At 72.6% G+C, this 25,501-nt stretch carries 17 protein-coding genes; 9 read left to right on the forward strand and 8 right to left on the reverse strand.

All coding sequences use genetic code 11. The annotated features are described in order from the left end of the window. Window positions 1–170: 170 nt before the first annotated feature. Window positions 171–3,992 carry an alpha-L-fucosidase gene (locus tag GCG21_RS05985; RefSeq protein ID WP_152818354.1) on the reverse strand — a complete coding sequence of 1,274 codons (3,822 nt, stop codon included), beginning with the start codon at window positions 3,990–3,992 and terminating at the stop codon, window positions 171–173. A 356-nt stretch (window positions 3,993–4,348) separates the two neighbouring features. Here GCG21_RS05985 and GCG21_RS05990 point away from each other — a divergent pair, with 356 nt between their 5' ends. Together GCG21_RS05990 and GCG21_RS05995 are read left to right on the forward strand one after the other, a co-directional pair. Beyond that, the gene (locus GCG21_RS05990; RefSeq protein WP_370517330.1) at window positions 4,349–9,262 is read left to right on the forward strand and encodes a DEAD/DEAH box helicase; all 4,914 of its coding nucleotides are present in this window, start codon (window positions 4,349–4,351) and stop codon (window positions 9,260–9,262) included. Window positions 9,263–9,367: 105 nt separating this feature from the next. Then, window positions 9,368–10,180, forward strand: a complete 813-nt coding sequence (locus tag GCG21_RS05995; protein WP_152818356.1) for an Fpg/Nei family DNA glycosylase — start codon at window positions 9,368–9,370, stop codon at window positions 10,178–10,180. Between the two features lie 198 nt (window positions 10,181–10,378). On the opposite strand, the gene GCG21_RS06000 is transcribed toward GCG21_RS05995, so the two are convergent. The 3 genes from GCG21_RS06000 to pgsA form a co-directional block, all read right to left on the reverse strand. Then, complete coding sequence (locus tag GCG21_RS06000) at window positions 10,379–10,678, reverse strand: helix-turn-helix domain-containing protein (RefSeq protein ID WP_152818357.1); 300 nt, start codon at window positions 10,676–10,678, stop codon at window positions 10,379–10,381. 306 nt (window positions 10,679–10,984) lie between these two features. After that, on the reverse strand, window positions 10,985–11,467 hold the full coding sequence (locus tag GCG21_RS06005; RefSeq protein ID WP_153878334.1) for a CinA family protein: 483 nt from the start codon (window positions 11,465–11,467) through the stop codon (window positions 10,985–10,987). After that, window positions 11,451–12,053, reverse strand: coding sequence for a CDP-diacylglycerol--glycerol-3-phosphate 3-phosphatidyltransferase (gene pgsA / locus GCG21_RS06010; RefSeq protein ID WP_370517331.1), 603 nt, complete (start codon window positions 12,051–12,053; stop codon window positions 11,451–11,453). The genes GCG21_RS06005 and pgsA overlap by 17 nt, the downstream gene beginning before the upstream one ends. An 83-nt stretch (window positions 12,054–12,136) precedes the next feature. Between pgsA and GCG21_RS06015 the strand changes: the two genes are divergently transcribed. Then, window positions 12,137–13,477, forward strand: a complete 1,341-nt coding sequence (locus tag GCG21_RS06015) for a CapA family protein (RefSeq protein WP_194164962.1) — start codon at window positions 12,137–12,139, stop codon at window positions 13,475–13,477. Between the two features lie 207 nt (window positions 13,478–13,684). Here the strand turns inward: GCG21_RS06015 and GCG21_RS06020 are convergent, their stop codons facing one another. From GCG21_RS06020 to dapA, 3 genes are all read right to left on the reverse strand, one after another. Further along, entirely contained in the window at window positions 13,685–16,396 is a 2,712-nt protein-coding gene (locus GCG21_RS06020) for a DNA translocase FtsK 4TM domain-containing protein (RefSeq protein WP_370517332.1), read from the reverse strand. 164 nt (window positions 16,397–16,560) lie between these two features. After that, the gene (locus GCG21_RS06025; protein ID WP_152818359.1) at window positions 16,561–18,246 is read right to left on the reverse strand and encodes a ribonuclease J; all 1,686 of its coding nucleotides are present in this window, start codon (window positions 18,244–18,246) and stop codon (window positions 16,561–16,563) included. A gap of 22 nt (window positions 18,247–18,268) precedes the next feature. Further along, the gene (gene dapA / locus GCG21_RS06030; protein WP_152818360.1) at window positions 18,269–19,165 is read right to left on the reverse strand and encodes a 4-hydroxy-tetrahydrodipicolinate synthase; all 897 of its coding nucleotides are present in this window, start codon (window positions 19,163–19,165) and stop codon (window positions 18,269–18,271) included. Between the two features lie 37 nt (window positions 19,166–19,202). Here dapA and GCG21_RS06035 point away from each other — a divergent pair, with 37 nt between their 5' ends. From GCG21_RS06035 to GCG21_RS06050, 4 genes are all read left to right on the forward strand, one after another. After that, on the forward strand, window positions 19,203–19,742 hold the full coding sequence (locus GCG21_RS06035; RefSeq protein ID WP_152818361.1) for a GNAT family N-acetyltransferase: 540 nt from the start codon (window positions 19,203–19,205) through the stop codon (window positions 19,740–19,742). A 439-nt stretch (window positions 19,743–20,181) separates the two neighbouring features. Beyond that, window positions 20,182–20,748 (forward strand): hypothetical protein, encoded by a 567-nt coding sequence (locus GCG21_RS06040; RefSeq protein WP_152818362.1) that lies wholly within the window; start codon window positions 20,182–20,184, stop codon window positions 20,746–20,748. Window positions 20,749–20,939: 191 nt separating this feature from the next. Further along, window positions 20,940–21,296, forward strand: a complete 357-nt coding sequence (locus GCG21_RS16655; RefSeq protein ID WP_227993342.1) for a hypothetical protein — start codon at window positions 20,940–20,942, stop codon at window positions 21,294–21,296. 1 nt (window position 21,297) lies between these two features. After that, window positions 21,298–22,791 (forward strand): MFS transporter, encoded by a 1,494-nt coding sequence (locus GCG21_RS06050; RefSeq protein WP_152818363.1) that lies wholly within the window; start codon window positions 21,298–21,300, stop codon window positions 22,789–22,791. A gap of 484 nt (window positions 22,792–23,275) precedes the next feature. Here the strand turns inward: GCG21_RS06050 and GCG21_RS06055 are convergent, their stop codons facing one another. Then, a complete protein-coding gene (locus GCG21_RS06055) occupies window positions 23,276–23,992 on the reverse strand; it encodes a sigma-70 family RNA polymerase sigma factor (RefSeq protein ID WP_152818364.1) in 717 nt (238 codons plus the stop codon). A 223-nt stretch (window positions 23,993–24,215) separates the two neighbouring features. On the opposite strand from GCG21_RS06055, the gene dapB reads away from it, so the two are divergent. Together dapB and GCG21_RS06065 are read left to right on the forward strand one after the other, a co-directional pair. After that, window positions 24,216–24,980 carry a 4-hydroxy-tetrahydrodipicolinate reductase gene (gene dapB / locus GCG21_RS06060; protein ID WP_152818365.1) on the forward strand — a complete coding sequence of 255 codons (765 nt, stop codon included), beginning with the start codon at window positions 24,216–24,218 and terminating at the stop codon, window positions 24,978–24,980. A gap of 21 nt (window positions 24,981–25,001) precedes the next feature. Then, window positions 25,002–25,478 (forward strand): hypothetical protein, encoded by a 477-nt coding sequence (locus GCG21_RS06065; protein WP_152818366.1) that lies wholly within the window; start codon window positions 25,002–25,004, stop codon window positions 25,476–25,478. Window positions 25,479–25,501 lie beyond the last annotated feature (23 nt).

Consider the following 25,501-nt stretch of genomic DNA (forward strand, 5'->3'; position numbering starts at 1 on the left):
GTGGCCTCAAGCCGATCAGGTCGTGTCCAGATGACCCAGCTCCAAGCCCGTACGGAGCTGGGTGACCTCAAGCCGACCACGTCGTGTCCAGACCACCCAGCTCCAGGCCACGACGGACGTGGGTGCACTCAAGCCGACCACGTCGTGTCGAGCGCACCCAGGTCGCACCGTCAGCGACGGGCGGCTCGCCGGGTCAGCAGGGCCGCCGCCCCGACCAGCAGAGCCAGGGCCCCGGCGACCAGGCCGATCGGCGCAGCGCCCGTGCTCGGCAGGCCCCCGGCGGGAGTGCCCCCGGAGCCCGGGTTCGCACCCGCGTCCGAGGCGCCGGAGGCGCCCACGTTTGCGTCATCGGCACCGTCGGAACCGTCACCCGACCCCGAGCCGGGGCCAGATCCCTCGGCGTCCGCGTCCTGGTCGCTGCCGGCGCCTGCGTCGGAGCCATCGGTGCCATCGGGCCCGTCCGAACCGCTGTCAGAACCGTCGGCACCACCGGCACTGCCGTCCGAAGCATCGGAACCGTCCGACCCGCCGTCAGAACCAGCATCCGAACCATCGGAGCCGTCCGAGCCATCGGATCCACCATCGGAGCCGTCCGAACCGTCGGAACCGTCGGAGCCGCCGTCGGAGCCGTCAGACCCGCCGCCCGAACCATCAGACCCGCCGTCAGACCCGCCGCCCGAGCCATCCGAGCCATCCGACCCTCCGTCGGGGCCGCCGTCGGAGCCATCCGACCCACCGTCGGACCCGCCGTCCGATCCGTCGCCGCCGGTCTCGAGGTCGAGTACCCAGCCCTGCGCGGTGAGCGGGCCGAAGACGTCGGCGGCCGTTCGATCCCCGAAGGAGGGCGCCTCGTCCCCGTCGGCCACGGTCACGGTGATCGGGGCGTCATCGGTGCCGTAGCCCCAGAAGGGCACGTCGGCGTCCTCCGCCGTTCCACCGTGGAGCACGACACTCGCACCGGGGGCGAGCTCCGCGCGCCGGAACTGCTCGAGGTGGTTGAACGGCCGCTCGGCGGAACCGTCGCCGGCCACCGGAGCGCTCGGGTCGAGGTGCACCTCGGTCAGCTTGCCCGGATCGGCGTCGAGACGCTCCCACAGGTTGATCGAGGCGAGGGCGACCGGGCCGCGCGCCCGGGTGATCGTGATCCGGAACTCCTGGGCGGTCACGGGCTCGTCCAGGTCGATGATCCGCTGCACGCCGACGACCCCGGCGCTGCCGACCTCGGTCCAGGCGCCGTCGATCCAGGCGTCGACGCGCACGCCCTCGACGACCTGCCCGCCGCGGAGCGCGTCCTCGCTCAGGCCGACGTAGTCGGCCCGCTCCGGCGCGCCCAGGTCGAGGGTGACCTCGGGTGTGTCGTCGCCGCTGAGCCAGGAGCTGCGGGAGTTGCCGTCGGTGATCGCCGCCGTCGCCTCGCCGTCCGCGCTCGCCTGCACGCCGAGGGCGTGGTCGAGGGTGAACGAGCGGCGTCGCTCCGCCGCGAAGTCCGCCAGGGCGTCCTCGGAGGCGGGTGCGAAGGTGCCGGTGGTCGTCGGCGGCGTGTTGAGGAGCATGAGCGAGTTGCGGCCCGTCGTCTCCAGGTAGTGCGCGAGCAGGGTCTGGCCGCTCTTCGGCGCGTCGTTCGGGTGCGCGAACCATCCCTGGGTCAGCTTCATGTCGGCCTCGGTGGGCCACCAGTGCAGGGCGTCGGCGCCGGCGCGCGCGGCCGCCTCGATCTGGGCGCGTGATCCGAGCGCCTGATCCATGTTGCCGCTCGTTCCCACGAGGCCGATCTTGCCGCCGTCCGCCGGGTTCGAGATGGGCACGACGGCCCATTCGTCGTTCCGCGCCCATCCGGCCTCGGTCCCGACCCAGCGCACGTCCCGGCCGCCGACGGCCACGACGGCGTCCGGCTGGAGCTCGCCGATCATGTCGTAGAACGCCGGGTAGTCGTAGGTCTCGTGCTTGGCGGTGTTGCCCTGGGCGCCGTCGAACCACACCTCGTCGATGGGGCCGTACTGGGTGAGCACCTCGTAGAGCGTGTTGAGGAAGTACTCGCCGTAGTCGGTCGCCTCGTACGTGAAGGTGGGCAGGTCCTCGCCGGCGCGGTCGTCGCCCTCGACGAGGGTCGGGATGGTCCGCTCCGTCGTGGCCGACCCGTTGCCGAAGGTGCCCTCGATCTCCTGATTCGAGTCAGCCGGCGACATGTAGACCCCGACCTGCATTCCGTACTTGTGGGCCGCGGTCACGAAGTCGCGCAGGATGTCGCCCTCTCCGTTTTGCCACGGGGTCGAGGCCACCGAGTAGTCGCTGTAGCGCGAGGGGAAGGAGAGGAAGCCGTCGTGGTGCTTGACCACGAGGATCGCGAGGCGATGCCCGGTGTCGCGCAGGGTCTGGACCCACCGGTCCACGTCGAGCTCACCGGTCGGGTCGAAGCGGGCCGGGTCCTCGGTGCCGTGGCCCCATTCCTGGTTGTAGAACGTGTTGATGCCGAAGTGGATGAACGCGGTGAGCCCGAGTTCCTGCCAGTCGAGCTGCTCGGCGGTCGGGCGCACGAGGTTCGCCTTGCCGATGATGTTCTCGGCACATTCGTTCGGGCCGACCGAGATGTAGTTGCCGGGTTCGAGGTCGTCGATCGGGTCGCACACGGTCGCGTCGAGCCGCTGGTAGGTGAACGCGCGGCCCTCGAACGGGCCGGTGAGCAGCGCGAATCGCACGCGCTCGATCTCGCCGGCGAAGGCACGCTCCGGAGCCTGTCCGGCGAATTCGTTGCCGACGGCGAGCGTCGCCTCGGCGGCGCTACTGCGTGTGGACGGCGCAGGCGCGCTCACCTGCGGAAGTTCGTCGCCGTCGAGCCAGGCGACGAGCGTGACGCCGTCCGCATCCGTGTCGTAGGCGAGGGAGAGCACGTGGCTTTCGCCCGCGGCCGGGGCGGGCACGTCCTGCACGTAGTCCTGCCAGGAGCCGCTCGCGTTCGAGGAGAAGCCGTAACGGAACCGGCCGTTCTGGAAGCGTGCGAAGAAGTTGCCGCCGACGGCGAGCACCGTGCCGAGCTCGGCCTGCTCCCCGTTCGGCGTGAACTCGATCTCGGTCACGAAGCCGGCGTCGAGCGCGGTGACCCCGAACGGGTCCTCGGTCGCGGTGAAGTCGGCGCCGTGGGTCGGCGCGGAGGTGACCAGTGCGCCGCCGGAGATCTGGGTTCCCGAGCGCACGGCGAGGGCGCCGTCGAGCACGTCGCCCGCCGCGGGCTCGTACTCGGCACCGGCGAGGGTCCCGTCGAAGCCGAGGTCGAGCAGGTCCGTGGCGAGGGGGGTGGGCTGGAACTCGAACGGCTCGTCGGCACCCGAGTCGCCGACGACCCGCACCCGCGACAGGGTTCCGGCGATGCCGCGGTCGCCGCCGGCGGGGTGGACCTCGTTGCCGAACCCGAAGGTGTCGACGAGGGCGGCGTTGACGGCCGCCTGGCCGTCCGCGGTGACCGTCGGCAGCGGCTCACCGTCGAGCCAGACCTCGAGGGTGGCCGCGCCGGCACCGTCGGCCTCGTAGCGCACGGAGAGGGCGTGCTCCGCCCCGATGGCGGGCAGGTCCGCCTGGTTGCGGTGCTTGGACCAACCGCCGCCGGGGTTCTGCGAGTCGAAGCCGTAGGCGAGCCGGCCGTTCTCCGAGCGCACGAACAGGTTTCCGCCCGCGGAGAGCACGGTGGACATGTCGCCCCAGCCGGCGGGCGTGAACTCGACCTCGGCCACGAAGCCGGTCGTGCCGGCGTTGCCCGCGCCGCCGGTCAGCGTGAAGTCGGCGGCCTCGAACGCGATGCCCTGGGCGCCGCCGTCGAGCCGGACTCCCCCGGTCGCGAGCTGCTCCTCCGCGCCGTCGATCCGGTGGACGACGCCGCGCATCCGTTCCTCGCCCTGGGTCGTGTAGCCCGTCGTGTCGACGAGCGAACCGGCGAAGCCGATGTTCAGGTCGTCGGTCGGGGCCGCGCTCGCCGGTCCGATGGCCGCGAAGCTCGTCATCGCGGCGAGGAGGCCGAGGGCTCCGGTCGCAGCGACGAATGTCCCGCCGCGACCCCGACGTCGCGGGCGTCCCTGGTGGGCCGATCGCATCGGTGCGGGCCTGTCGCAGTGATTCATGTGCACTCCATCGTGAGTCGAGCAGCGGGTCGCCACGACGGCACCCCACCCGCAGACATCTGATGTTAACGCCTTGTGCTCACGATGTCACACGCCCCGTCAGGTTCGATCATGACTGGGCGCGCGGTCGTGCGCGCGGGCGCGCGTCGACGTGCGCGGGCGGGCGGTGGCGCGAGGCACACGAGGGGCGCGAGGGACGACCCGGTGCGAATGTCGGAGCCGGTCGGCACAATAGGTGCGTGAACTCCTCGGATGCGCTGGCCGGGTTCAGCCCGGTCGCCCGTGCCTGGTTCACCGGTGCGTTCCCCGAGCCGACCCCGGCCCAGGCGGGCACGTGGGAGGCCGTCTCCTCGGGCGATCACGCGCTCGTCGTCGCCCCGACGGGCTCGGGCAAGACCCTCGCGGCATTCTTCTGGGCGCTCGACCGGCTCGCCACGGAGCCGGCGCCCGAGCCGGCGCTGCGATGCCGCGTGCTGTACGTCTCGCCGCTCAAGGCGCTCGCGGCGGACATCGAGCGCAACCTCCGGGCGCCGCTGGCGGGGATGCGCGCCCTCGGCCCCGCGACCGGCGCGGCGGGAGACCTCCGCGTCGGGGTCCGCACCGGCGACACCCCCGCCTCCGAACGGCGCTCGATGGCCACGCGGCCGCCGGACATCCTCATCACCACGCCGGAGTCCCTGTTCCTCATGCTCACCTCCGGGGCGCGGGCGGGGCTGCGCGGGGTGCGCACCGTCATCGTCGACGAGATCCACGTGCTCGCCGGCACGAAGCGGGGCGCCCACCTGGCCCTCTCCCTCGAGCGGCTCGACCTCCTGCTCGAGCGGCCGGCGCAGCGGATCGGGCTGTCGGCCACGGTGCGCCCGCCGGGCGACGTGGCCGCCTTCCTCGCCGGCCACCGCGACCGGGCCGACGGCGGCCGGGACGTCCGCGTGATCGCGCCCGGTCAGGGGCCGCAGGTGGAGATCGACATCGCCGTTCCGGTCCCCGACCTGACCGACCTCGCCGCCGCGCCGACGACCGGGCCACCGACCGGCCGGGCGATCGGCCCGGCGATCGGCCCGGCGATCGGCCAAGACTCGGGCCCGGGCGCCGACCTGAGTGGTGACGCGGCCGGCGCCCGGCGCGAACCCGGGTCGATCTGGCCGCATGTCACCTCCCGGCTCGTCGACCTCATCACCGCACACCGGTCCACGATCGTGTTCGCGAACTCCCGGCGCGGCGCCGAACGTCTCACGGCCCGCATCAACGAGGAGGCGGCCGCGCGGGCGGGCGTGGGCGACGTCGACGCGGGCGCGGCGGGCTCGACGGGCTCAGCGGGCTCGACGGGCTCAGCGGGCTCGACGGGCTCGACCTGGGCGGCCCAGCTCCCCGGCCAGGCGGGCACGGCTCTCCCGGTCCCCGCGGCCCGCGTGCTGGCCCGCGCCCACCACGGGTCGATGAGCCGCGCCGAACGGACCGCGATCGAGACCGCCCTGAAGCAGGGCACCCTGCCCGCGGTCGTGGCCACGAGTTCCCTCGAGCTCGGGATCGACATGGGCAGCGTCGACCTCGTGGTGCAGGTCGGGGCGCCCCCGAGCGTGGCGAGCACGCTCCAGCGGATCGGTCGGGCCGGGCACCGGGTGGGCGAGGCCTCCCGCGGGGTCGTCATCCCGACCCACCGCGGCGAACTGCTCGCCGCCGCCACGACCTGCCTGCGTGCCCGCGCCGGCCTGATCGAACGCAGTCACGTGCTGAGCAACCCGCTCGACGTGCTCGCCCAGCACATCGTCGCGATCACCGCCCTCGACCCCGTGACGATGTCCGAGCTGGCCGAGCTCGCGCGCCGGGCCGACCCGTTCCACACCCTGACCGAGGCGACCCTCGTCGCCGTCGTGGACATGCTCTCGGGCAGGTACCCGAGCGAGGAGTTCGCCGAACTGCGACCTCGCGTCGTATGGGACCGGGTGAGCGATACGCTCACCGGCCGGCCGGGCGCGCAGCGGCTCGCCACCACGAGCGGCGGGACGATCCCGGACCGGGGGCTCTACGGGGTCTACGTCGCCGGCGAGGGCGGCGCCGCGGCCCGGGGCGGCAAGCGGGTGGGTGAACTCGACGAGGAGATGGTCTACGAATCGCGCGCCGGCGACACGTTCACCCTCGGGTCCTCGACGTGGCGGATCGAGGAGATCACCCCGGACCGCGTGCTCGTCTCCCCCGCCCCCGGGCTGCCGGGCCGGCTGCCGTTCTGGCGCGGCGACTCCCCGTCCCGCCCCGCGGAGCTGGGCCGGGCCCTCGGCGAGCGGCTGGCGGAGCTGGAGGAGGCCGACTTCGATCCCGCCGCGATCGCCGGCTGGGGGCTGGACGAGTGGGCGAGTGCGAACCTGCTCGCCTACCTGCGCGAGCAGCGGGCGAGCGCGACGAGGCTGGCCACCCACGAGGTGCTCGTGGTGGAGCGGTTCCGCGACGAGCTGGGCGATTGGCGGATCGTCATCCACTCCCCCTGGGGCGCTCAGGTTCACGCGCCGTGGGCGATCGTGCTCGCGGCCCGGCTGCGCGAGCGGTTCGGGGACGTGGCGGCGATGCACACCGACGACGGGATCGTGCTGCGGCTGCCGGACACCGAGGAGGCGATCGACCCGTTCGACCCGCTCGCACTCCCGACCGGCGCCGATGTGGGCGCGGATGACTCGGGCGGCCTCAGTGGCCCGGGCGGCCCAGGTAGACCGGGAGGCGGGGCACGGGTCGAGCTGGAGGAGTTGCTGCTCGAACCGGAGGAGGTCCGCTCGCTCGTGGTCGACGCGCTCGGCGGGTCGGCCCATTTCGCGGCCCGGTTCCGCGAGGCCGCCGCCCGCTCCCTGCTGTTGCCGCGGCGGCGTCCGGATCGGCGCCGGCCCCTGTGGCAGCAGCGGCAGCGCGCGGCCCAGCTGCTGGCCGTGGCGGCCGGATACCCGCAGTTCCCGGTCATGCTCGAGGCGGTCCGGGAGTGCCTGAGCGACGACTTCGACGTCGCCGCGCTCGTCGAGCTCATGACGGCGGTGCGGCAGCGCCGGGTCCGGGTCGTCGAGGTCGAGACCGCCGCGCCCTCACCGTTCGCGAAGTCGCTGCTGTTCGGGTACGTGGCCCAGTTCGTCTACGACGGCGACGCCCCGCTCGCCGAGCGTCGCGCGGCCGCCCTCACCCTCGACCCGGGCCTGCTCTCCGACCTGCTCGGTGACGGGTTCGGCGGCCCCGGCGGCCTGGCCGACCTGCTCGATCCGGAGGCGATCGCCTCGGTCGAGGCGGAGGTGGGGCTGCGCACCGAGGCGTGGCGGATCACCTCCGCCGAGCAGCTCGTCGACGTGCTCCGGCTCGCCGGGCCGCTGAGCGGGGACGGCCTGGCGCAGCGGGCCGCGGAGCCCGCGGGCGTGCCCGCCTGGCTGGACGACCTCGAGCGGTCGCGGCGCGTCCTGCGGGTGCGCGTCGCCGGCCGGGAGGCGTGGGCGGTGATCGAGGACGCCGCCCGGTTGCGTGACGGGCTCGGCGTCGCCCTCCCGCCGGGGGTGCCCGAGCCGTTCACGCGGGCGAATCCCGAGGCGCTGCTCGAGCTGGTGCGCCGGTTCGCTCGCACCCACGGCCCGTTCCGCGGGGGCGAGGTGGCCGCGGCGTACGGGATCGGGCTCGGCGCGGTCATGGCGGCGCTGGCGGCCCTCGTGGCCGCCGGCGCCCTCACGAGCGGCGACCTGCGTCCGCCCGAGGCCGCCGGCGCCCGGATGCCCGGCCCGGACTACTGCGACGTCGACGTGCTTCGCCGGATCCGCCGGCGCTCCCTCGCGGCGCTGCGGGCCGACGTCGAGCCCGTGCCGCCGGAGGTGTTCGCGGGTTTCCTCCCGGGCTGGCACGAGGTCGGCCGGTTGCGGGGCGTCGACGGCGTGGCGGCCGCGGTCGAGACCCTCGCCGGCACCCCGGTGGCGGCGAGCGCGCTCGAGTCCCTCGTGCTCCCGGCACGGGTGGTCGACTACCGGCCCGAGGACCTCGACGAGCTGACCACGAGCGGGGAGGTCGTCTGGATCGGGGCCGGGGCGAGTGCCACGGGCCTGGACGGCTGGGTCGCGCTCGTCCCGGCCGACGCGGTGGCCGATCTCGCACCCGATCGGCGGGTCGAGATCACCGAGCTCTCGCAGCCGGCCCGGTGGATTATCGAGATCTTCGCCGCCGGGCCGGCCGGAGTCGGCCGATTCGCCCGCGAACTGGCGCCCGAGGTCGCGGCACGGGCGGGCACGACGGCGCCGCCGCTCCCCCCGCCGACCCCGGCCGAGTTCGCGGAGGCGATCTGGGAACTCGCGTGGGCCGGCTTCCTGAGCAACGACTCCCTCGCGCCGCTGCGCGCCCGCCTCGGCGGGTCCGCCCATCCGGCCACCCTGGCCGCTCCGGCCACCCGTGCCACCCGGGCCACCCGGGCGCCGCGGGCCCGCTCCGGGCTGCGATCTATGCGGGCCCGCCGGCGGATCGACGCCCCGTCGACCACCGCGCCGCACCTGAGCGGACGCTGGTCGCTCGTTCCGGGCGCGGGTGAAGCCACCGCCCGGATCCTCGGCCGCTCGCTCGCGCTGGTGGACCGGGACGGGGTGGTGCTGCGCGGCTCGGTGCCCGAGGGACTGCCCGGCGGTTTCGGGTCGGTCTACCGGGTGCTCGCCCGCGCGGAGGAGTCGGGGCAGGTGCGGCGTGGATACTTCGTCGAGGGTCTCGGCGCCGCGCAGTTCGCGCTGCCCGAGGCGGTCGAACGCCTCCGCGCCGCCGCCGCCCCGGCGCCCGGCCCGCCGTCCGGGCTCGTGCTCGCCGCCACGGACCCGGCGCAGGCCTACGGCGCCGCGCTCGCCTGGCCCGAGGCATGCGGCCCGGGCGGCCACCGTCCGGGCCGGAAGATCGGCGCGTGCGTCGCCCTCGTGGCCGGCCGGCTCGTGTTCTACCTCGAGCGCGGCGGCCGCTCCCTGCTGACGTTCACCACGGAGCCGGGTGTACTGGCGATCGCCGCCGACGCGCTCGCCGAGGCGATCCGCGCGGGCCGGCTGGGCCGGATCACCCTCACCACGATCGACGGCGCGGCCGCCCTGACCGGCGCGGCCGCCACCGCCGCGCTCCGGGGCGCCGGGTTCGTGCCGCATCCGCGCGGGCTGCGGCTGCGGGGAGCCGCATGAGCAGGCCGGAATCGGTGTCCCCCGCGGCCGAGACGACGGCCGCGAGCGGCCCGGGCGCGGGATCGGGGCCTGGATCGGGACTGGAGTCGGCGGGCGGGTGCGTCGATGCCTGAGGGGGACGTGCTGCGGCGGGTCGCGCGCCGGCTGGAGGAGGCGCTGGCCGGCCGGGTGCTCGTTCGCGGGGAGCTGCGCTGGCCCACCCTGGGCGCGATGGATCTCGCCGGGGCGGGCGTGACCGAATGCGTGAGCTACGGCAAGCACCTGCTCCTCCGGCTCGACGACGGCCGCACGCTCCACACTCACCTGCGCATGGACGGCAGCTGGCACGTGCGCCACACCGCCGACCCGCCCCAGCGCCTCGGGAACCCCGACATCCGGGTGGTCCTGGCGAATGTGCGCTGGACCTGCATCGGCACGCTGCTCGGGATGTGCGACCTCGTGCCCACCGCCGGCGAGGGAGCCCTGCTCGGGCACCTCGGCCCGGACCTGCTCGACCCACGCGTCGACCTCGCCGACGTCGCTCGGCGGGCGCGCCGGGAGGGTGACCGCCCGATCGGGGAGGTGCTGCTCGACCAGCGCGTCGCGGCCGGGATCGGCACGATCTACCTGGCCGAGTCGTTGTGGGTGTGCCGGATCAACCCGTGGCGTCCGGTCTCGGCCGTGCCCGGGCTCGACCGCCTCTATGCGACGGCGGCGGCCCTCATGCGCCGCAGCGCCGATGCGCCGGCCCTCACCGCGACCGGGAGCACGCGGCCCGGGGAGACGACCCATGTGCACGGCCGGGCCGGGCGCCCGTGCCGGCGGTGCGGCGCACCGATCGCGGTGGCCGGGGTCCGGCCGTCGACCGTCGCCGCCGAGGCCGCTCGCGCGCTGCCGGACCGGCCCGGCTACTACTGCCCCGCCTGCCAGCCGGACTGACTGCCGGACTGACTGCCGGCACGCGCGACCCGGGTCCCCCGACCCGACCACGGCGCCACCGGCCCACCCAGCTCACCCGGCTCACCCAAAGCCTCCGGCCGGCCGGCTCAGCACACCCCGGCCCGCCGGCGTGCTCGTGACACACGCGGGCCCGCCGGCTGGGCCGGCGGGCCGAGGTGCTGTTCGATGCTGCCGGTTCTAGACGGCGGCGAGTTCGTCGCGTTCGGTCAGGTCCGCGGGGATCGTGTCCGGGATCGCGATGCCCTCGATGAGGGCGACCCGGTCGGACACCTCTCGGAGCACGAGCGAGAGCGGGATGTCCAGCGCCGAGCTGATCGAGTACAACAGTTCGGAGGAGGCCTCCTTCTGGCCGCGTTCCACTTCCGAAAGATATCCCAGTGAGACCTGAGCCGAGGAGGAGACCTCGCGTAGTGTGCGCCCTTGACGCTGGCGGACACCACGGAGAACGTCGCCGATCTGGTGGCGAAGCACGATCATGGTGGGTTCCTCCTTCCGGGTGAGTGACTGCTTGGTACTACCGTACCGTGCACCACCGACGGCCGGTGCATCTGTCGGGCGGATCGTTGCGGAGGTGAGACCGTCCCGCCTGCCGAGGATCCGGGCGGGCGACCGCCGGGCATGGGCGGGAGAGTGTCGGGCCGGGCGCTGCGGGCTGGTCGTCAGGTCATTCGAGTTCATCACCCGGCACAACACGCCGCCGGAGTCGTTTGTTCCCGGCTCCCTGTGCCCGCTCCCGGCGTTCAGTCCGCCCTCGGCCGCCCGCGGCCGGCCCTCGGCCGGCCCTCAGCCGGCAAGGTGCTCGAGCGCGAGGTCGAGCGCGGCGAGGCTCGCCTGCTCCCTGATCTGATCGCGGTCGCCGCTGAACGAGAACCCCTCGAGCCGCTCACCCGTGTCGTCGCACACGGCCACGTAGACGGTGCCCACGGGCTTGCCGTCGTGCGCTCCCGGCCCGGCCACCCCGGTCGTCGCGAGACCGACGTCGGCCCCGGTGACCCGGCGTGCCCCGGCCGCCATCGCGAGCGCGACCCGGGAGTCGACACTGCCGTGGTCGGCGAGCAGGCGGGCCGGCACCCCGAGCAGGGCGATCTTCATCTCGTTCGTGTAGGAGACGATTCCCCCGAGCAGCACGCGCGAGGCGCCCGGCTGGGACACGAGGGCGGCCGTGACGGCCCCGCCGGTGAGGGACTCGGCCACCGCGAGGCTCACCCCCCGCTCGCGGGCGAGGTGGACCAGCCGGGCCGAGGCGATGTCAGTCGCGGATGCCACGGGTCGTTCGCCGAGCCTTGACCAGGTAGTCGATGCCGGTGAGCACCGTGAGCACGAGCGCGAGATAGATGACGATCTGGCCGAGCAGCACGATCCAGTCGCCGATCCGTGCCCCGACGAGGTCCGCCCAGGGAACGAGCAGCACGCAGATCCCGGCGATCTGCAGCACCATCTTGAGACGGCCGCCGGCGCTGGCGGAGATCACCTCGTGGGAGACCATGAGCAGCTTGAGCAGCGTGATTCCGACCTCGCGCACGAGGATGACGATCGTCACCCACCATGGGATCGCATCGAGCCAGGAGAGCAGGATGAACGCGGCCCCGGTGAGGAACTTGTCGGCGATCGTGTCGGCGAGGGTGCCGAACGCCGTCACCTTGTTGTACTTGCGGGCGAGGTGGCCGTCATAGCGATCGGTGAGCGAGGCGAGCACGAACACCCCGAACGCCCACAGCCGCGCGGCCATGGTCTGCTGCACGAGCAGCACGATGAAGACCGGCACGAGCGCGACGCGCGCGAGCGTGAGGATATTGGGCAGGTTCCACACAAAGCTCACCCGCGGGGCGGCGTCGTCATTCGTTGTCCTCACCTCACCAGCCTATCGGTCGCGCGGGGCGATGGCCCCGCCCACCCCGCGAGCCTCGAGCCGGGGCCGCCGCCTACACTGTGCGGGTGCCCGCACACTCCACGCCGCCGACCACTCGCCGTCCCGCCCGATGGCTGTTGCTCACGTGCCTGGCGATCCTCGTCGCCCTCGTCACCGCGACGGCGACCTGGCAGCCCTGGAACGACGCCGACGGTCCCGGCGGCCTCACCGGTGCGGCGCCGAGTGAGGGGGCGTCCCCCACCGACGCGCCGAGCGAGGGGGCGTCGTCCCCGACCGAGACCCCGAGCCCCACGCCCGCGCCGGATGCCGTGTTCACGATCGGCGCGGTCGGCGACGTGCTCCCGCACGACACGCCGATCCGGGTTGCGCACACCGGCGGCGACGACTACGACTTCACGCCGATGCTTGAGGCGACCCGCGAGTGGAGCGAGGGGGTCGACCTGGCGCTGTGCAACATGGAGGTGCCGCTGTCGATGCCCGGGGAGCGCCCGAGCGGCTACCCGCTGTTCGGCGCGCCGATGCAGATCGTCGCGAATCTGGCCGGCCTCGGTTGGGACGGCTGCGCCACCGCCACCAATCACACGATCGACCGCGGCGCGGACAACGCGATGTACACCCTCGACGTGTTCGACTCCGAGGGCCTCGGGCACGCGGGCAGCGCCCGCTCGGCCCAGGAGGCGGCCACCCCCCAGTACTACGACCTGGAGCGGGCCGGCCAGCAGATCCGGGTCGCGCAGATCGCGGCGACCTACGGCACGAACGGGCTGCCGATCCCACCCGACCAGCCCTGGCTCGTCACCCTCCTCGACGCCGACCAGTTGATCGCCCAGGCCGAGACGGCCCGCGAGAACGGCGCCGACCTCGTCGTGGCGAGCCTCCACTGGGGCCTGGAGTATCAGCTCCGGCAGAACCCCGAGCAGGAGGCGCTCGCCGAGAAGCTCGCCGCCTCCGGCGCGATCGACCTGATCATCGGGAACCACCCGCACGTGCCCCAGCCGATGGCCAAGCTCCCGGGAGGCCCCGGCGGCGACGGGATGTGGGTCGCCTATTCCCTGGGGAACTTCATCTCGAATCAGGATTCGAACTGCTGCATCCCCGAGACCGCTACGGGGCTGTTCATGACGGCGACCGTGACCAAGCCCGCGGACGGCCCGGCGCGGGTCACCGGCATGGAGTGGACGCCGATGACCGTCGACCGGCTCGGGAACCAGCGGGCCTATCCCCTGCCCGGACTCCTCGAGGGCGAGCCCCCCGCAGCACTCACCCTCTCCCGCGCGACCCTCGAGGACCGGATGGCCCGGGTGGAGTCGATCATGGAGAACTCCGCCGGCGCGGACTTCCCGCTGCTCACCACGCCGCCCGAGCCGACCGGCGAGCCGCCCGTCGTCGTGCCGCGCGCCGGCTGAGGTCGGTCGGGCGGGCGCAGTCGGGGTGGACTCCGGCGCGCGCCCCGATCTCCGTGCAGGCGGTCCCGCCCGCGCCGCCGCACCCGGTGAACACGGCGCACAGCGTGGCGGCCGCCGCGAGGGCGGCCAGGCTCGGGAGGATGCGGCGCACGGCCTCGACGATAGCCCGCCGACGCGCTGAGCGCGGGTGCTCGGACCCGCGGGCCCTCAGCGGCCCGTCAACTCCCAGGCGTCCTCGGACTCGGCGCCCTCCTCGTCCTCCCAATCGTCGTCGCCGTAGGCGTCGCCGCCGCTGTCCGGGTCGTGGGCATCCCGGGCACCATCGCCAGGCGGGGTCTCCCCCCGCAAGAGTGCGAGCACGCCGGGCAGGTCCTCGGGGGTCACGAGCACGTCGCGGGCCTTCGAGCCCTCGGAGGGGCCGACGATCTCGCGGGACTCGAGCAGGTCCATGAGCCGGCCGGCCTTGGCGAAGCCGACCCGCAGCTTGCGCTGCAGCATCGAGGTGGAACCGAACTGGGAGGTGACCACGAGCTCGGCCGCCTGCAGCAGCACGTCGAGGTCGTCGCCGATGTCCTCGTCGATCTGCTTCTTCGCGGCGGTGGGCACGACGTCGTCGCGGTAGACCGGCTGAAGCTGGGACTTGACGTGCTCGACCACGCCGTGGATCTCCGACTCCCCGACCCAGGCGCCCTGGACCCGCATCGGCTTCGAGGCGCCCATGGGCAGGAACAGCGCGTCGCCCTGGCCGATGAGCTTCTCGGCGCCGGGCTGGTCGAGCACGACCCGGGAGTCCGCGAGCGAGCTCGTGGCGAACGCGAGCCGGGAGGGCACGTTCGCCTTGATGAGCCCGGTCACGACGTCCACGGACGGGCGCTGGGTCGCGAGCACGAGGTGGATCCCGGCGGCCCGCGCGAGCTGGGTGATCCGCTGGATCGAGGCCTCGACGTCGCGCGGGGCGACCATCATGAGGTCGGCGAGCTCGTCGACGATCACGAGCAGGTACGGATACGGGGCGATCTTGCGCTCGCTGCCGGGCAGCGGCTGGACCTTGCCCGAACGCACGCCGGCGTTGAAGTCGTCGATGTGCTTGTAGCCGTACGCGGCCAGGTCGTCGTAGCGCAGGTCCATCTCGCGCACGACCCATTCGAGCGCCTCGGCCGCCTTCTTCGGGTTCGTGATGATCGGCGTGATCAGGTGCGGGATGCCCTCGTAGATCGTCAGTTCCACCCGCTTGGGGTCGACGAGCACCATCCGCACCTCCTCCGGGGTCGTGCGCATGAGGATCGAGGTGATCATCGAGTTGACGAAGCTCGACTTGCCCGAGCCGGTCGCCCCGGCCACGAGCAGGTGCGGCATCTTCGACAGGTTCGCCACGACGTAGCCGCCCTCGACGTCCTTGCCCACGCCGACCACGAGCGGGTGCTCGTTCCGGCGCGCGACCGAGGAGCGCAGCACGTCACCGAGCACGACGGTCTCGCGGTCGGTGTTGGGGATCTCGATCCCGATCGCCTTCTTGCCGGGGATGGGCGAGAGGATGCGCACGTCGGCGCTCGCCACGGCGTAGGCGATGTTCTTGGTCAGGGCGGTGATCCGCTCGACCTTGACCCCGGGGCCGAGCTCGACCTCGTAGCGGGTGACCGTGGGGCCGCGGGTGAAGCCGGTGACCTCGGCGTCGACCGAGAACTCCGTGAACACGGTGGTGAGCGCCTCGACCACGCGGTCGTTCGCCGCCGAGCGCAGCTTGTGCGGGGGCCCGCTCACGAGCATCTCGTCGGTGGGGAGGTTGTAGATGAGGTCGGGGGCGAGTTCGAGCTGCTCGGCCCGCGCCGGCAGCGGCTCGGTCGGCGGGGCGCTCAGGTTCTCGGTCTCGACCGCCTCGGACCCGTCCGCCCCGAGGAGCGTGGTCGCGTCCGGGTCCATGACCTTCGTGTGCCCGGCCCCGCCGGTCGCACCGGTCGCGCCGGTCGCATGGTCGTGTTCCTCGTAGACGTCGAACACGTCGTCCGGGTGGGACGGGTCTCCGGACGGGTCGGCCACCTCGCCCTCGGCTGCCACGTCGTGGGGGTGGGCGAACGCCTCGTCGCCGGCTCGGGCCGCGCCCGTCGATCGAGGACGACGTCGCTTGCCTCTCGCTGCGGGCGCGCCGTCACGCGTGGCCGGTGTGGGCGCGTGCGGGTCGCCCGGGTCGCTCGGGTCACCGGAGTGGTCGGACCCCGCGGCGCCGGCGGGCTCCCTGCCCTGGACCCAGTCGCCGAACTGGCGCAGCCGGCGCGGGATCGTCGCGACGGGCGTGGCGGTGGTCACGAGAATCCCGAAGGTCCCGAGCAGCACGAGCACGGGCACCGCGACCCAGGTGGACAGCAGCATCGAGAGCGGATTGGCCACGGCCAGGCCGAGGAGTCCTCCGGCGGCGAAGACCGCGTCCCATTCCGTGGGCGTGGGCAGGCCGGAGCCGACGGCGATGAGACCGCAGATCGCGGTCGTGAGCGCGAGCAGTCCGATCGTGATGCGCACGTTCACGTGCCCACGGTCGGGATGGCGCATAAGCCGGACCGCCATGAACACGAGCAGCGCCGGAACGATGACCGCGAGGATGCCGACGGCGCCCGCCACGGCCGCGTGGATCACGTCGCCGGCGGCCCCGGAGATCCCGAACCACTCCCGCACCGCGACGACGATCGCGAGGGCGAGGATGAGGAAGGCGAGGCCGTCCCGGCGATGTGCGGGATCCAAGTTGCGTGCTCCTGTTCCGATACTGCGGGCCGTGCCGCCGATCAGGTGCGCGATGCCCAGCCACGTGCCCTTGACCATCCGCACGGGCAGCGACGGCTCCTCCGGCTCCGGTTCGGGCCGGCGAGCGGGTGGGCGACCGGCCGGCTTGCTACCGCGGCCGGAGGTCGGCTTCGTGCGGGGTGCCATGAGTCTCTTCCTCCTACCGGGCGCGAGAAGACACCCGTGAGAGTTCAGTCAACCAGACGGCGCCCACCCGACACGTGAGTGACACACCCGCGCCCACGGCGCGCGGGCGTCGTCCATACGCCCGACGGCGCCGTGGGGAGCCGCGGTTCGGTCGCGGGTCGCGCTCAGACGGCGACGACCACGGGGATGATCATCGGGCGGCGACGGAGCCGGCGCCCGGTCCAGCGCCCGACCACGCGGCGAACGGCCTGCTGGAGCTCATGGGTGTCCACGGTTCCCTCGGCCATGGCGGCCACGAGGGCGGCCTCGATGTCGGGCACGATCGACTGGAGCTTGCCCTCGTCCTCGGCGAAGCCGCGGGCGTGCAGCTGCGGCCCGGACACGATCGTGCCCGTGGCGGCCTCGACCACCGCGAACACCGAGAGGAAGCCCTCCTCGGAGAGGATCCGGCGGTCCTTGAGCTGGTCCTCGGTCACGCCGCCGATGGAGGAGCCGTCGACGTAGACGTAGCCGCAGGGCACGGCGCCGGCGATGCGGGCCACCCCGTCGATCAGGTCGACCACGACGCCGTCCTCGGCGAGCACGACCCGCTCGGGGGCGAGGCCGCTCTGGACCGCGAGCGCACCGTTGGCCACGAGGTGGCGGATCTCGCCGTGGACGGGCATGACGTTCTTCGGCCGGATGATGTTGTAGCAGTAGAGCAGCTCGCCGGCCGAGGCGTGCCCGGAGACGTGCACGCGGGCGTTCGACTGGTGCACGACCTTCGCGCCGAGGCGGGTGAGGCCGTTGATGACCCGGAACACCGCGTTCTCGTTGCCGGGGATGAGGGAGGAGGCGAGCACCACGGTGTCGCCGGGGCCGATCGAGACCTTGTGATCGCGGTTCGCCATCCGGCTCAGGGCGGCCATCGGCTCCCCCTGCGAACCGGTGGACATGAGCACGACCCGGTCGTCGGGCAGGTCGCCGACCTTCTTCAGGTCGATGAGCACCCCCTCCGGCACGGTGAGGTAGCCGAGGTCGGCCGCGATGCCCATGTTGCGCACCATCGACCGGCCCACGAGCGCCACGCGGCGGCCGTGGGTGTAGGCGGTGTCGAGGACCTGCTGCACGCGGTGCACATGGGAGGCGAAGGAGGCGACCACGAGCCGGCCGGCGGCCTGCTCGAACACGCGGTCGAGCACGGGCCCGATCTCACGCTCGGCCACGGTGAAGCCGGGCACCTCGGCGTTGGTCGAGTCGGGCATGAACAGGTCGACGCCCTCCTCCCCCAGGCGGGCGAACGCGCGCAGGTCGGTGATGCGCCGATCGAGCGGAAGCTGGTCCATCTTGAAGTCGCCGGTGTGCAGCACGGTGCCGGCCGGGGTGCGGATCGCCACGGCGAGCGCATCCGGGATCGAGTGGTTGACCGCGATGAACTCGCAGTCGAACGTGCCGAAGGAGTGCCGCTGCCCCTCGGTCACGAGCTTGGTCACCGGCGTGATGCGGTGCTCCTTGAGCTTGGCCTCGATGAAGGCGAGCGTGAGCTTGGAGCCCACGAGCGGGATGTCGCGGCGCAGGCGCAGCAGGTAGGGCACGGCGCCGATGTGGTCCTCGTGGCCGTGGGTGAGCACGATCGCCTCGACGTCGTCGAGGCGGTCCTCGATGATCGAGAAGTCCGGCAGGATGAGGTCGACGCCGGGCTGGGTGTCCTCGGGGAAGAGCACCCCGCAGTCGACGATGAGCAGCCGGCCGCGGTGCTCGAAGACGGCCATGTTCCGGCCGACCTCCCCGAGCCCGCCGAGGGCGATGATGCGCAGGCCGTTCTCCGGCAGCGGCGCGGGCAGCCCGAGACCGGGGTGCGGGTGAGACATGTATTCTCCAGTGGTTGACTGATCAGTCGAGCAGGCCGAGGCGCTCGAGGTCGAAGCGCAGCTGCTCGATCTCCTCGGCGCCGGCCTCAACGAGGGGCGAGCGCACGCTCGCGTGGGTGATCCGGCCCTGCAGGGTGAGGGCGGCCTTGGCCATGACGGCTCCCTGCCCGCCCCCCATGATCGCATCGCAGACCGGGGACAGCTGGGCGGAGAGGTTGCGGGCCTCGTCGAGATCGCCGGCGTCGGTGGCCTGGACCATGCGCCGGTACTCCCCGGCGACGAGGTGGCCTGTGACCGACACGACGCCGGAGGCGCCGTGGACGAGCCAGGCGAGGTTGAGGGCGTCGTCCCCGGAATAGAACTCGAGGCCGGTGCGCCGCATCCGGTCGAAGCCGGCGGCCACGTTGCCGGTGGCGTCCTTGACGGCCTTGATCTGGGGTACCTCCGCCAGCCGGTCGAGGCACCGGTCGCCGATCGCGACGCCGGTGCGGCCCGGGATGTCGTAGACCATCGCCGGCAGCGCCGTGGACTCGACGATGTCGCGGATGTGCCTGAAGACGCCCTCCTGGGAGGGCCGGTTGTAGTAGGGCGAGACCACGAGCAGCCCGTGGGCGCCGGCCGCCTCGGCGGCCTGGGCGATGCGGGCCGCGTGCGCGGTGTCGTTCGAGCTGGCGCCCGCGATGACCATCGCCTCGGCGCCGACCTCGTCCACGACGACCCGGATGAGCTCGTCCTTCTCCGGGGTGTGGGTCGTGGGCGACTCGCCCGTCGTGCCGCTCACGAGCACCGCATCGCAGCCGGTGTCGACGAGGTGGCGGGCGAGGCGGCGCGCGGACTCGTAGTCGATCGACCCGTCGGGGAACATGGGCGTGACCATGGCCACGGCGACCGAACCGAAGCTGCGCGAGGGGGTGGACATGGACACAACGGTACCGCGCCCGCATAGGCTGGGCGGCATGTCGCATTCTCACGGGCACAGCCATGACCTGACCGCCGACGCGAGCGTGCGTCCCTCCGTCGACGAGGACGCCCCGCTGCTCGGTCGCATCCAGGCGGCCGCATGGCTCGCCGACGGCAGGGTTCCGGCGAGCGCGGAGGAGCTCGTGGACGCCGCGGCCTTCTCCTCCGCGTGGGCGGCGGCGATCGCCTCGCCCCCGTCCGCCAAGCACCGCATGCTCACCGCCTGCGAGGGCGCCACCGTGGTCGGCTTCGCGGCCCTGGCGCCCGCCGACGAGGAGACCGGTGAGATCGTCGCCCTCGAGGTCGACCCGGATCATGCCCGCGCCGGGCACGGGTCCCGGCTGCTCGCGGCCTGCGCCGACATCCTGCGTCAGACCGGCGCGACCGGGCTGCGCACCTGGATCCCGGTCGGCAACGAGGGCCGGATCGGATTCTTCACCGCGGCGGGCTTCGGACCCACGGGGACGCGCCGCACCTTCGATGCCGGCGGCACCGAGGTGGCCCAGGAGGCCTACGGCGCGCAGCTGGGCGACTGAACCGGCGCGCGACCCTCGCCTCCGCGCCGTGGGGAGACTATTCGTTGCCGGCAGCGGGTGCTCTCCCCGCTCCGCGCCGTGGGGAGACTATTCGTTCGCCTCCGCGCCGTGGGGAGACTATTCGTTGCGGGCGACGGGTGCTCTTCCCCGCTCCACGCCGCCCGCGCGCTCCGTGCCCCGGCGGGGAAACTATTCGTTGCGGGCGACGGGTACTCTTCCCCGCTCCACGCCGCCCGCGCGCTCCGTGCCCCGGCGGGGAAACTATTCGTTGCGGGCGACGGGTACTCTTCCCCGCTCCACGCCGCCCGCGCGCTCCGTGCCCCGGCGGGGAGGAAGATCCGTTGCGGGGACCCAGAAGTTTCCCCACCCGAGACAGGGGCTGTATGAGAGTGTGGGGCAGAGCACGACGCGGAGGACGTGAACCCTGAGGAGGGGCCGGATGGAACGGGGAATCCCGATCGAGGCGGGCACGGTGACGGATCGGGCGACCCGGCGGGGGCCCGTCGGGCGGATGGCGGGATGGGCTGCGGGCGTGCTCGCCACGAGCCTCGTCGTCGCGGCCTGCAGCGGCTCACCCGGTGCCAACGGTGGCAACGGTGGCAACGGTGCCGATGGCGGCAGTGGTCCAGGCGGTGTCGGTGGTGTCGGTGGTTCGATCGACCTCGCGCTCACGACCGGCTGCGAGCCGGACTCGGCTCCCGAATGCGTCGAGGCGGGCGGCACGCACGTGCTCGACCCGGGCGCCTACGAACGCGCGGGCGTCGCCTCCGCGGAGCTCGGGGACGGCGACACGATCGCCGTGCAGCTCGACGATGCCGGCGCGGCGATGCTCGAAGACCTCTCGCAGGAGGCCGCCGATTCCGGTGACCGGCTGCTCATGCGGGCCGGCAACGAGGTGGTGGGCGCACCCGCCGTCATGGAACCGCTCACCGGTGGTGCCGTCCAGCTCACATTCACATCGGCGCAGGAGGCCGAACGGGTCCTCGCCCTGATCCAGGGCTCCTGACCCACCGGGTCTCCCCCCGGATCGCGGCCGCTCCGACAACTGGAGCACCGATCCAGGATCCGCAGGGCCGGGTCCGGCGGTCACGGGGCCCACGCGCGGGGCGTCCTGGCTCGGGTGCATAGATTCGGGCGACGGGGGTGCAGACACTTCACACGGCCAACTGAGCACATCAGTCGCGACCCGAGGAGTGGATGACAATGACCACTGGACGCGCCGGCAGCCCGGACGAGGACCCGCAGCCGACCACCTCCCACACAGTCGCGGGAGCCAGCGCGCCGGCGCTCACCGCTCCCCCGCTGGTCTGCACGGTCTTCGGACACGACTACCACTTCACCGCCGACGGCTCGACGATGCGGTGGACCTGCACCCGCCGCTGCGGTGCGGGAGGTCGTAAGGAGTACGCCGACCCGGAATCCGCCGCCCGGTACGCCCACGCATTCGATCGTCGTGACCGGGACGACCTCGGTCGTCGAGCCCCACTCATCGGTCTCTTCCCGTTACGCCTGTGGCGATGGTTCGAACGTCGCAACCAGGCGAAGAAGGCGTGACATGGCGAGCAGGGACGTGCAGTTGGGCACCATCCAAACGAAGATCCCCGGCCGGCTCGACCGGCTCCCGTGGTCGAATTTCCATTGGCGGGTCGTCATCGGCCTCGGTGCCGTCTGGATTCTCGATGGGCTCGAGGTCACGATGGTCGGTGCCGTCGCCTCGCGGCTCACCCAGTCCGGCAGCGGCATCGAGATCAACTCCGCCCAGATCGGTCTCGCCGGAGCCGTCTATGTGGCCGGAGCATGCCTGGGCGCGTTGTTCTTCGGGCAGCTCACCGACAAGTTGGGCCGCAAGCGGCTGTTCATGATCACGCTCATCGTGTACCTCGTGGCCACCGTCGCCACCGGGTTCGCGTTCGCTCCGTGGTACTTCTTCCTCGCGCGCTTCTTCACCGGTGCCGGCATCGGTGGGGAGTATGCGGCCATCAATTCGGCGATCGACGAGATGATCCCGGGCCGGGTGCGCGGCCGCGTCGACCTCATCATCAACGGCAGCTATTGGCTCGGCGCGGTCGGTGGCAACCTTGCTGCCGTCGTGCTGCTCGACAAGGCGCTGTTCCCGGCCGATATCGGCTGGCGTATCGCCTTCGGGATCGGCGCGGTTCTCGGCCTCGGCGTGCTCTACGTCCGGCGCGGCATCCCCGAGAGCCCGCGGTGGCTGTTCATCCACGGCTACCAAGATCAGGCCGAGGAGATCGTCGGCGGGATCGAGCAGGACATCAACGATCGCACCACGGCCGAACTGGCCGATCCGGGCGATTCGCTCACGATTCGTCAACGGCGGTCGATCCCCTTCCGGGAGATCGCGAAGGTCGCGTTCAAGACGTATCCTCGACGGTCGGTCCTGAGCGTCGCTCTGTTCGTCGGTCAGGCGTTCATGTACAACGGGATTACGTTCAATCTCGGCCTGCTGCTCACCACCTTCTACGACCGGTCGGCGGATATCGTTCCCTTCTTCATCGCCGGGTGGGCCGTATCGAACTTCGCCGGCCCCGTCATCCTCGGCCCGCTGTTCGATACGGTCGGCCGGAAGCCGATGATCTCGATCTCCTATCTCGGCTCGGCCGCGCTCGGTGTGGTCCTCGCGTTCGTCATGATCTCCGGCACGAGCAACATCTGGCTGTTCATGATCGTTCTCGTGGCCACGTTCTTCCTCGCCTCCTCCGGCGCGAGCGCGGCCTATCTGACGGTCAGCGAGATCTTCCCGATGGAGACCCGGGCGCTCGCGATCGCGTTCTTCTACGCCATCGGTACGGCCGTCGGCGGGATCGCGGGCCCGCTCCTCTTCGGCGCGCTCATCAACAGCAAGGACGCCGGACTCGTCTCGATCGCGTTCTTCATCGGCGCCGGGGTCATGGCACTCGGCGGCATCGCCGAGCTGTTCTTCGGGGTCAAGGCGGAACGGGCGAGTCTCGAGAGCATCGCCATGCCGCTCACCGCCGGCGAGGCCGACGACGACGGCTCGGCGGACTCCAAGGACCGGCAGGATGACTGACGCAGGCCGACCGTGTTCGGGACCGTTCGGGAGCAGCCGCGAGCGGGCACTACGACAACCGCACGCTCACGCCACCCGGTCGGCCACCGAGGCGACGCACCGTTCCAGACATGAACGCGACGATCACGCCGTGGGACGCCCGGCATGCCTCTGCGGTGCTCGTGGGCCTCACCAGTCTCATGACGCGGTCAGCGCCGAGCTCTCGGGACGGGTTCGTCTACCGATTCCGGCATGAACCGGCCCCGCTCGGACACGCCGAGGGAGCCTTCCTGCTGTGCGGCCTCTTCGTGACGCGGGCGGCGCACGACGGGGCCAGCTCACCGCGGCACGGATGTGGTTCGAACGCAGCCGCGCCGCGTGTGGGCCGCCACGCCTGCAATCCGAGGAGTACGACACGTTCAGCAGCTACTGCGTGGCAACCTGCCCCAGGCCTGTGTGCACGCGCTCATGCTCGAGGCCTCGAGGTGGCAACGGATCGGTGCGGCTAGGCGGCCTGTGGCGGGAACGTTCGCTTCACATGGCCCGCCGTACCCTGGTCCGCTGAAGCGAATTGCGGACCCGCCTCCAGGGTCGCGCGGAGGCGCGCAAGCACGCGCGTCAGCCTCCGCGAGACCTGGATCTGACTGATCCCGAGTCTCTCGGCGATCTGTTGCTGCGTGAGTTCGTCGAAGAATCGCAACCGGATCAGGGTGCGTTCGCGGGCACTCAGCGCGGCGAGCACACGTCGCAGATCCAAGAGGTCCTCCAGCCCCGCGTGGTCGCCATCGACCCCATCGCAGATCGACGCCGACCGGGGCGCTCGACCGTCCCGCGCCGGGACATCGAGTGAATCCGCCCGAAAGCAGGTGGTCGCTGCGAGCGCCTCGCCGACTTCGCGTCGCGTCACGCCATGCCGGCACGCCAGCACCTGCTGCTCCGCATCGGTCAGCCGATCGCGATACGAGGTGGCCAACTCCGAACGCAGCTGCTGGATCCGTCGCGGTGGCCGGATCACCCATGCGTGATCGCGAAAGTACTTCTTCAATTCGCCCTCGATCGTCATCGCCGCGAACACCCCGAACTCCCCGCGTTCGCTCCGATACCGGCGAGCCGCACCGACGAGGCCGAGGCAGGCCACCTGCTCCAGGTCCTGGAATTCGACTCCCCGGCTGCGATATCGGGCGGCCAGCGACCGGGCCAGGCCGAGATGCTGTTCGATCAAGCGGTCCTGATGGGATCTCGGCGGCACCTCGTGGGGTGACCTCGGATGCGACACGACCCCTCCCTGGCCCGGAAGCGACGACTGGGCGGTGACTGATGCCTGCCCCCTTCAGGCCTATCAACGCCGCATTCGCGTTGGCTAGGGGGACCGGCGGACCGGTCCACTCGATCGCGCGCCCGGGCCGCTGCTGCCGGTCCGTCCAGGTCCCAGTAGGGTGGGAGGCATGACATTGCGTGTGGCGGTTGTGGGTGCCCGGGGACGGATGGGGCGTCAGGTGTGCGCCGCCGTCACCGGCGCCGCGGACCTGGAGCTGGTGGCCGAGGTGGACCCCTCGAGCGGGGACCCGGCGAGCGGCCGGACGGCCGAGGAGATCGCGGCGCTCGCCGGCGCGGTCGACGTCGCCGTCGACTTCACGGTCCCGTCGGTGACCGAGGCGAACGTGCACGCCCTGATCGAGGCCGGCATCGCACCGGTCGTGGGCACCACCGGCTGGACCGAGGGCTCCCTCGATCGGGTGCGCGCCGCGCTCGACGGCACGGGCCTCGGTGCGGTCATCGCCCCGAACTTCGCGCTCTCGGCGGTGCTGGCGATGCGCTTCGCGGCCATGGCCGCCCCCTACTTCGAGTCGGCCGAGGTGATCGAGCTGCACCACCCGAACAAGGTGGACGCCCCCTCCGGCACCGCCATGCACACGGCCCGCGGGATCGCCTCCGCCCGCGCGCGGGCCGGGCTCGACCCGATGCCCGATGCGACCGAGACGGGGTTCGAGGCCCGCGGCATGGACGTCGACGGGGTGCGCGTGCACGCCGTGCGCCAGCGCGGTCTCGTGGCCCACGAGGAGATCCTCTTCGGCAACCCCGGCGAGCAGCTGACGATCCGCACCGACTCCTTCGACCGCGCCTCCTTCATGCCCGGCGTGCTCCTGGCCGTGCGCGCGGTCGCCGGCCGCCCCGGCCTGACCGTCGGCCTCGACCCCCTGCTCGGCTGAGGCCCACGTGAGACGGCTCGGATGAGATCCCGGGGCGGGAGCATCGCCTACGCCGCCGCGATGACGGCGCTGCTCGCGCTGTACATCTGGATCGTCGGCACCCGCGCGCTCGTCCTCATCGGCAGCGGTATCCCGGTCGCGGTGGGCATCGGGGTCGCGGTGTTCGTGATCCCGGTCGTGACCGTGTGGTTCCTCGTCGCCGAGTGGCGCCAGGCCGCCGTCGTGTCGCGGATGTACGCGACCCTCGAGGCGGAGGACGGCCTCGTCGTGGACGACCTGCCCCGCTCCCGCGGCGGCCGGATCGACAAGGCGGCCGCGGCGGAACGCTTCGGCCCGCTGGCCGAGATCGCGGAGGCCTCGCCGCAGGACTGGCGCGCCTGGTTCAACCTCGGCTGGGCCTACGACGCCGCCGGGGACCGCCGGCGCGCCCGCACGACGCTGCGCCGGGCGGCCCTGATGTTCCGGTCCGAGAGCTCCGCCCGGAACCAGCCGGGCTGATCCTGCCGATCACTGCGCGGCGC

It is taken from the genome of Pseudactinotalea sp. HY160, from assembly GCF_009372055.1.
In the GTDB taxonomy this organism is placed as follows: Bacteria; Actinomycetota; Actinomycetes; order Actinomycetales; family Beutenbergiaceae; genus HY158.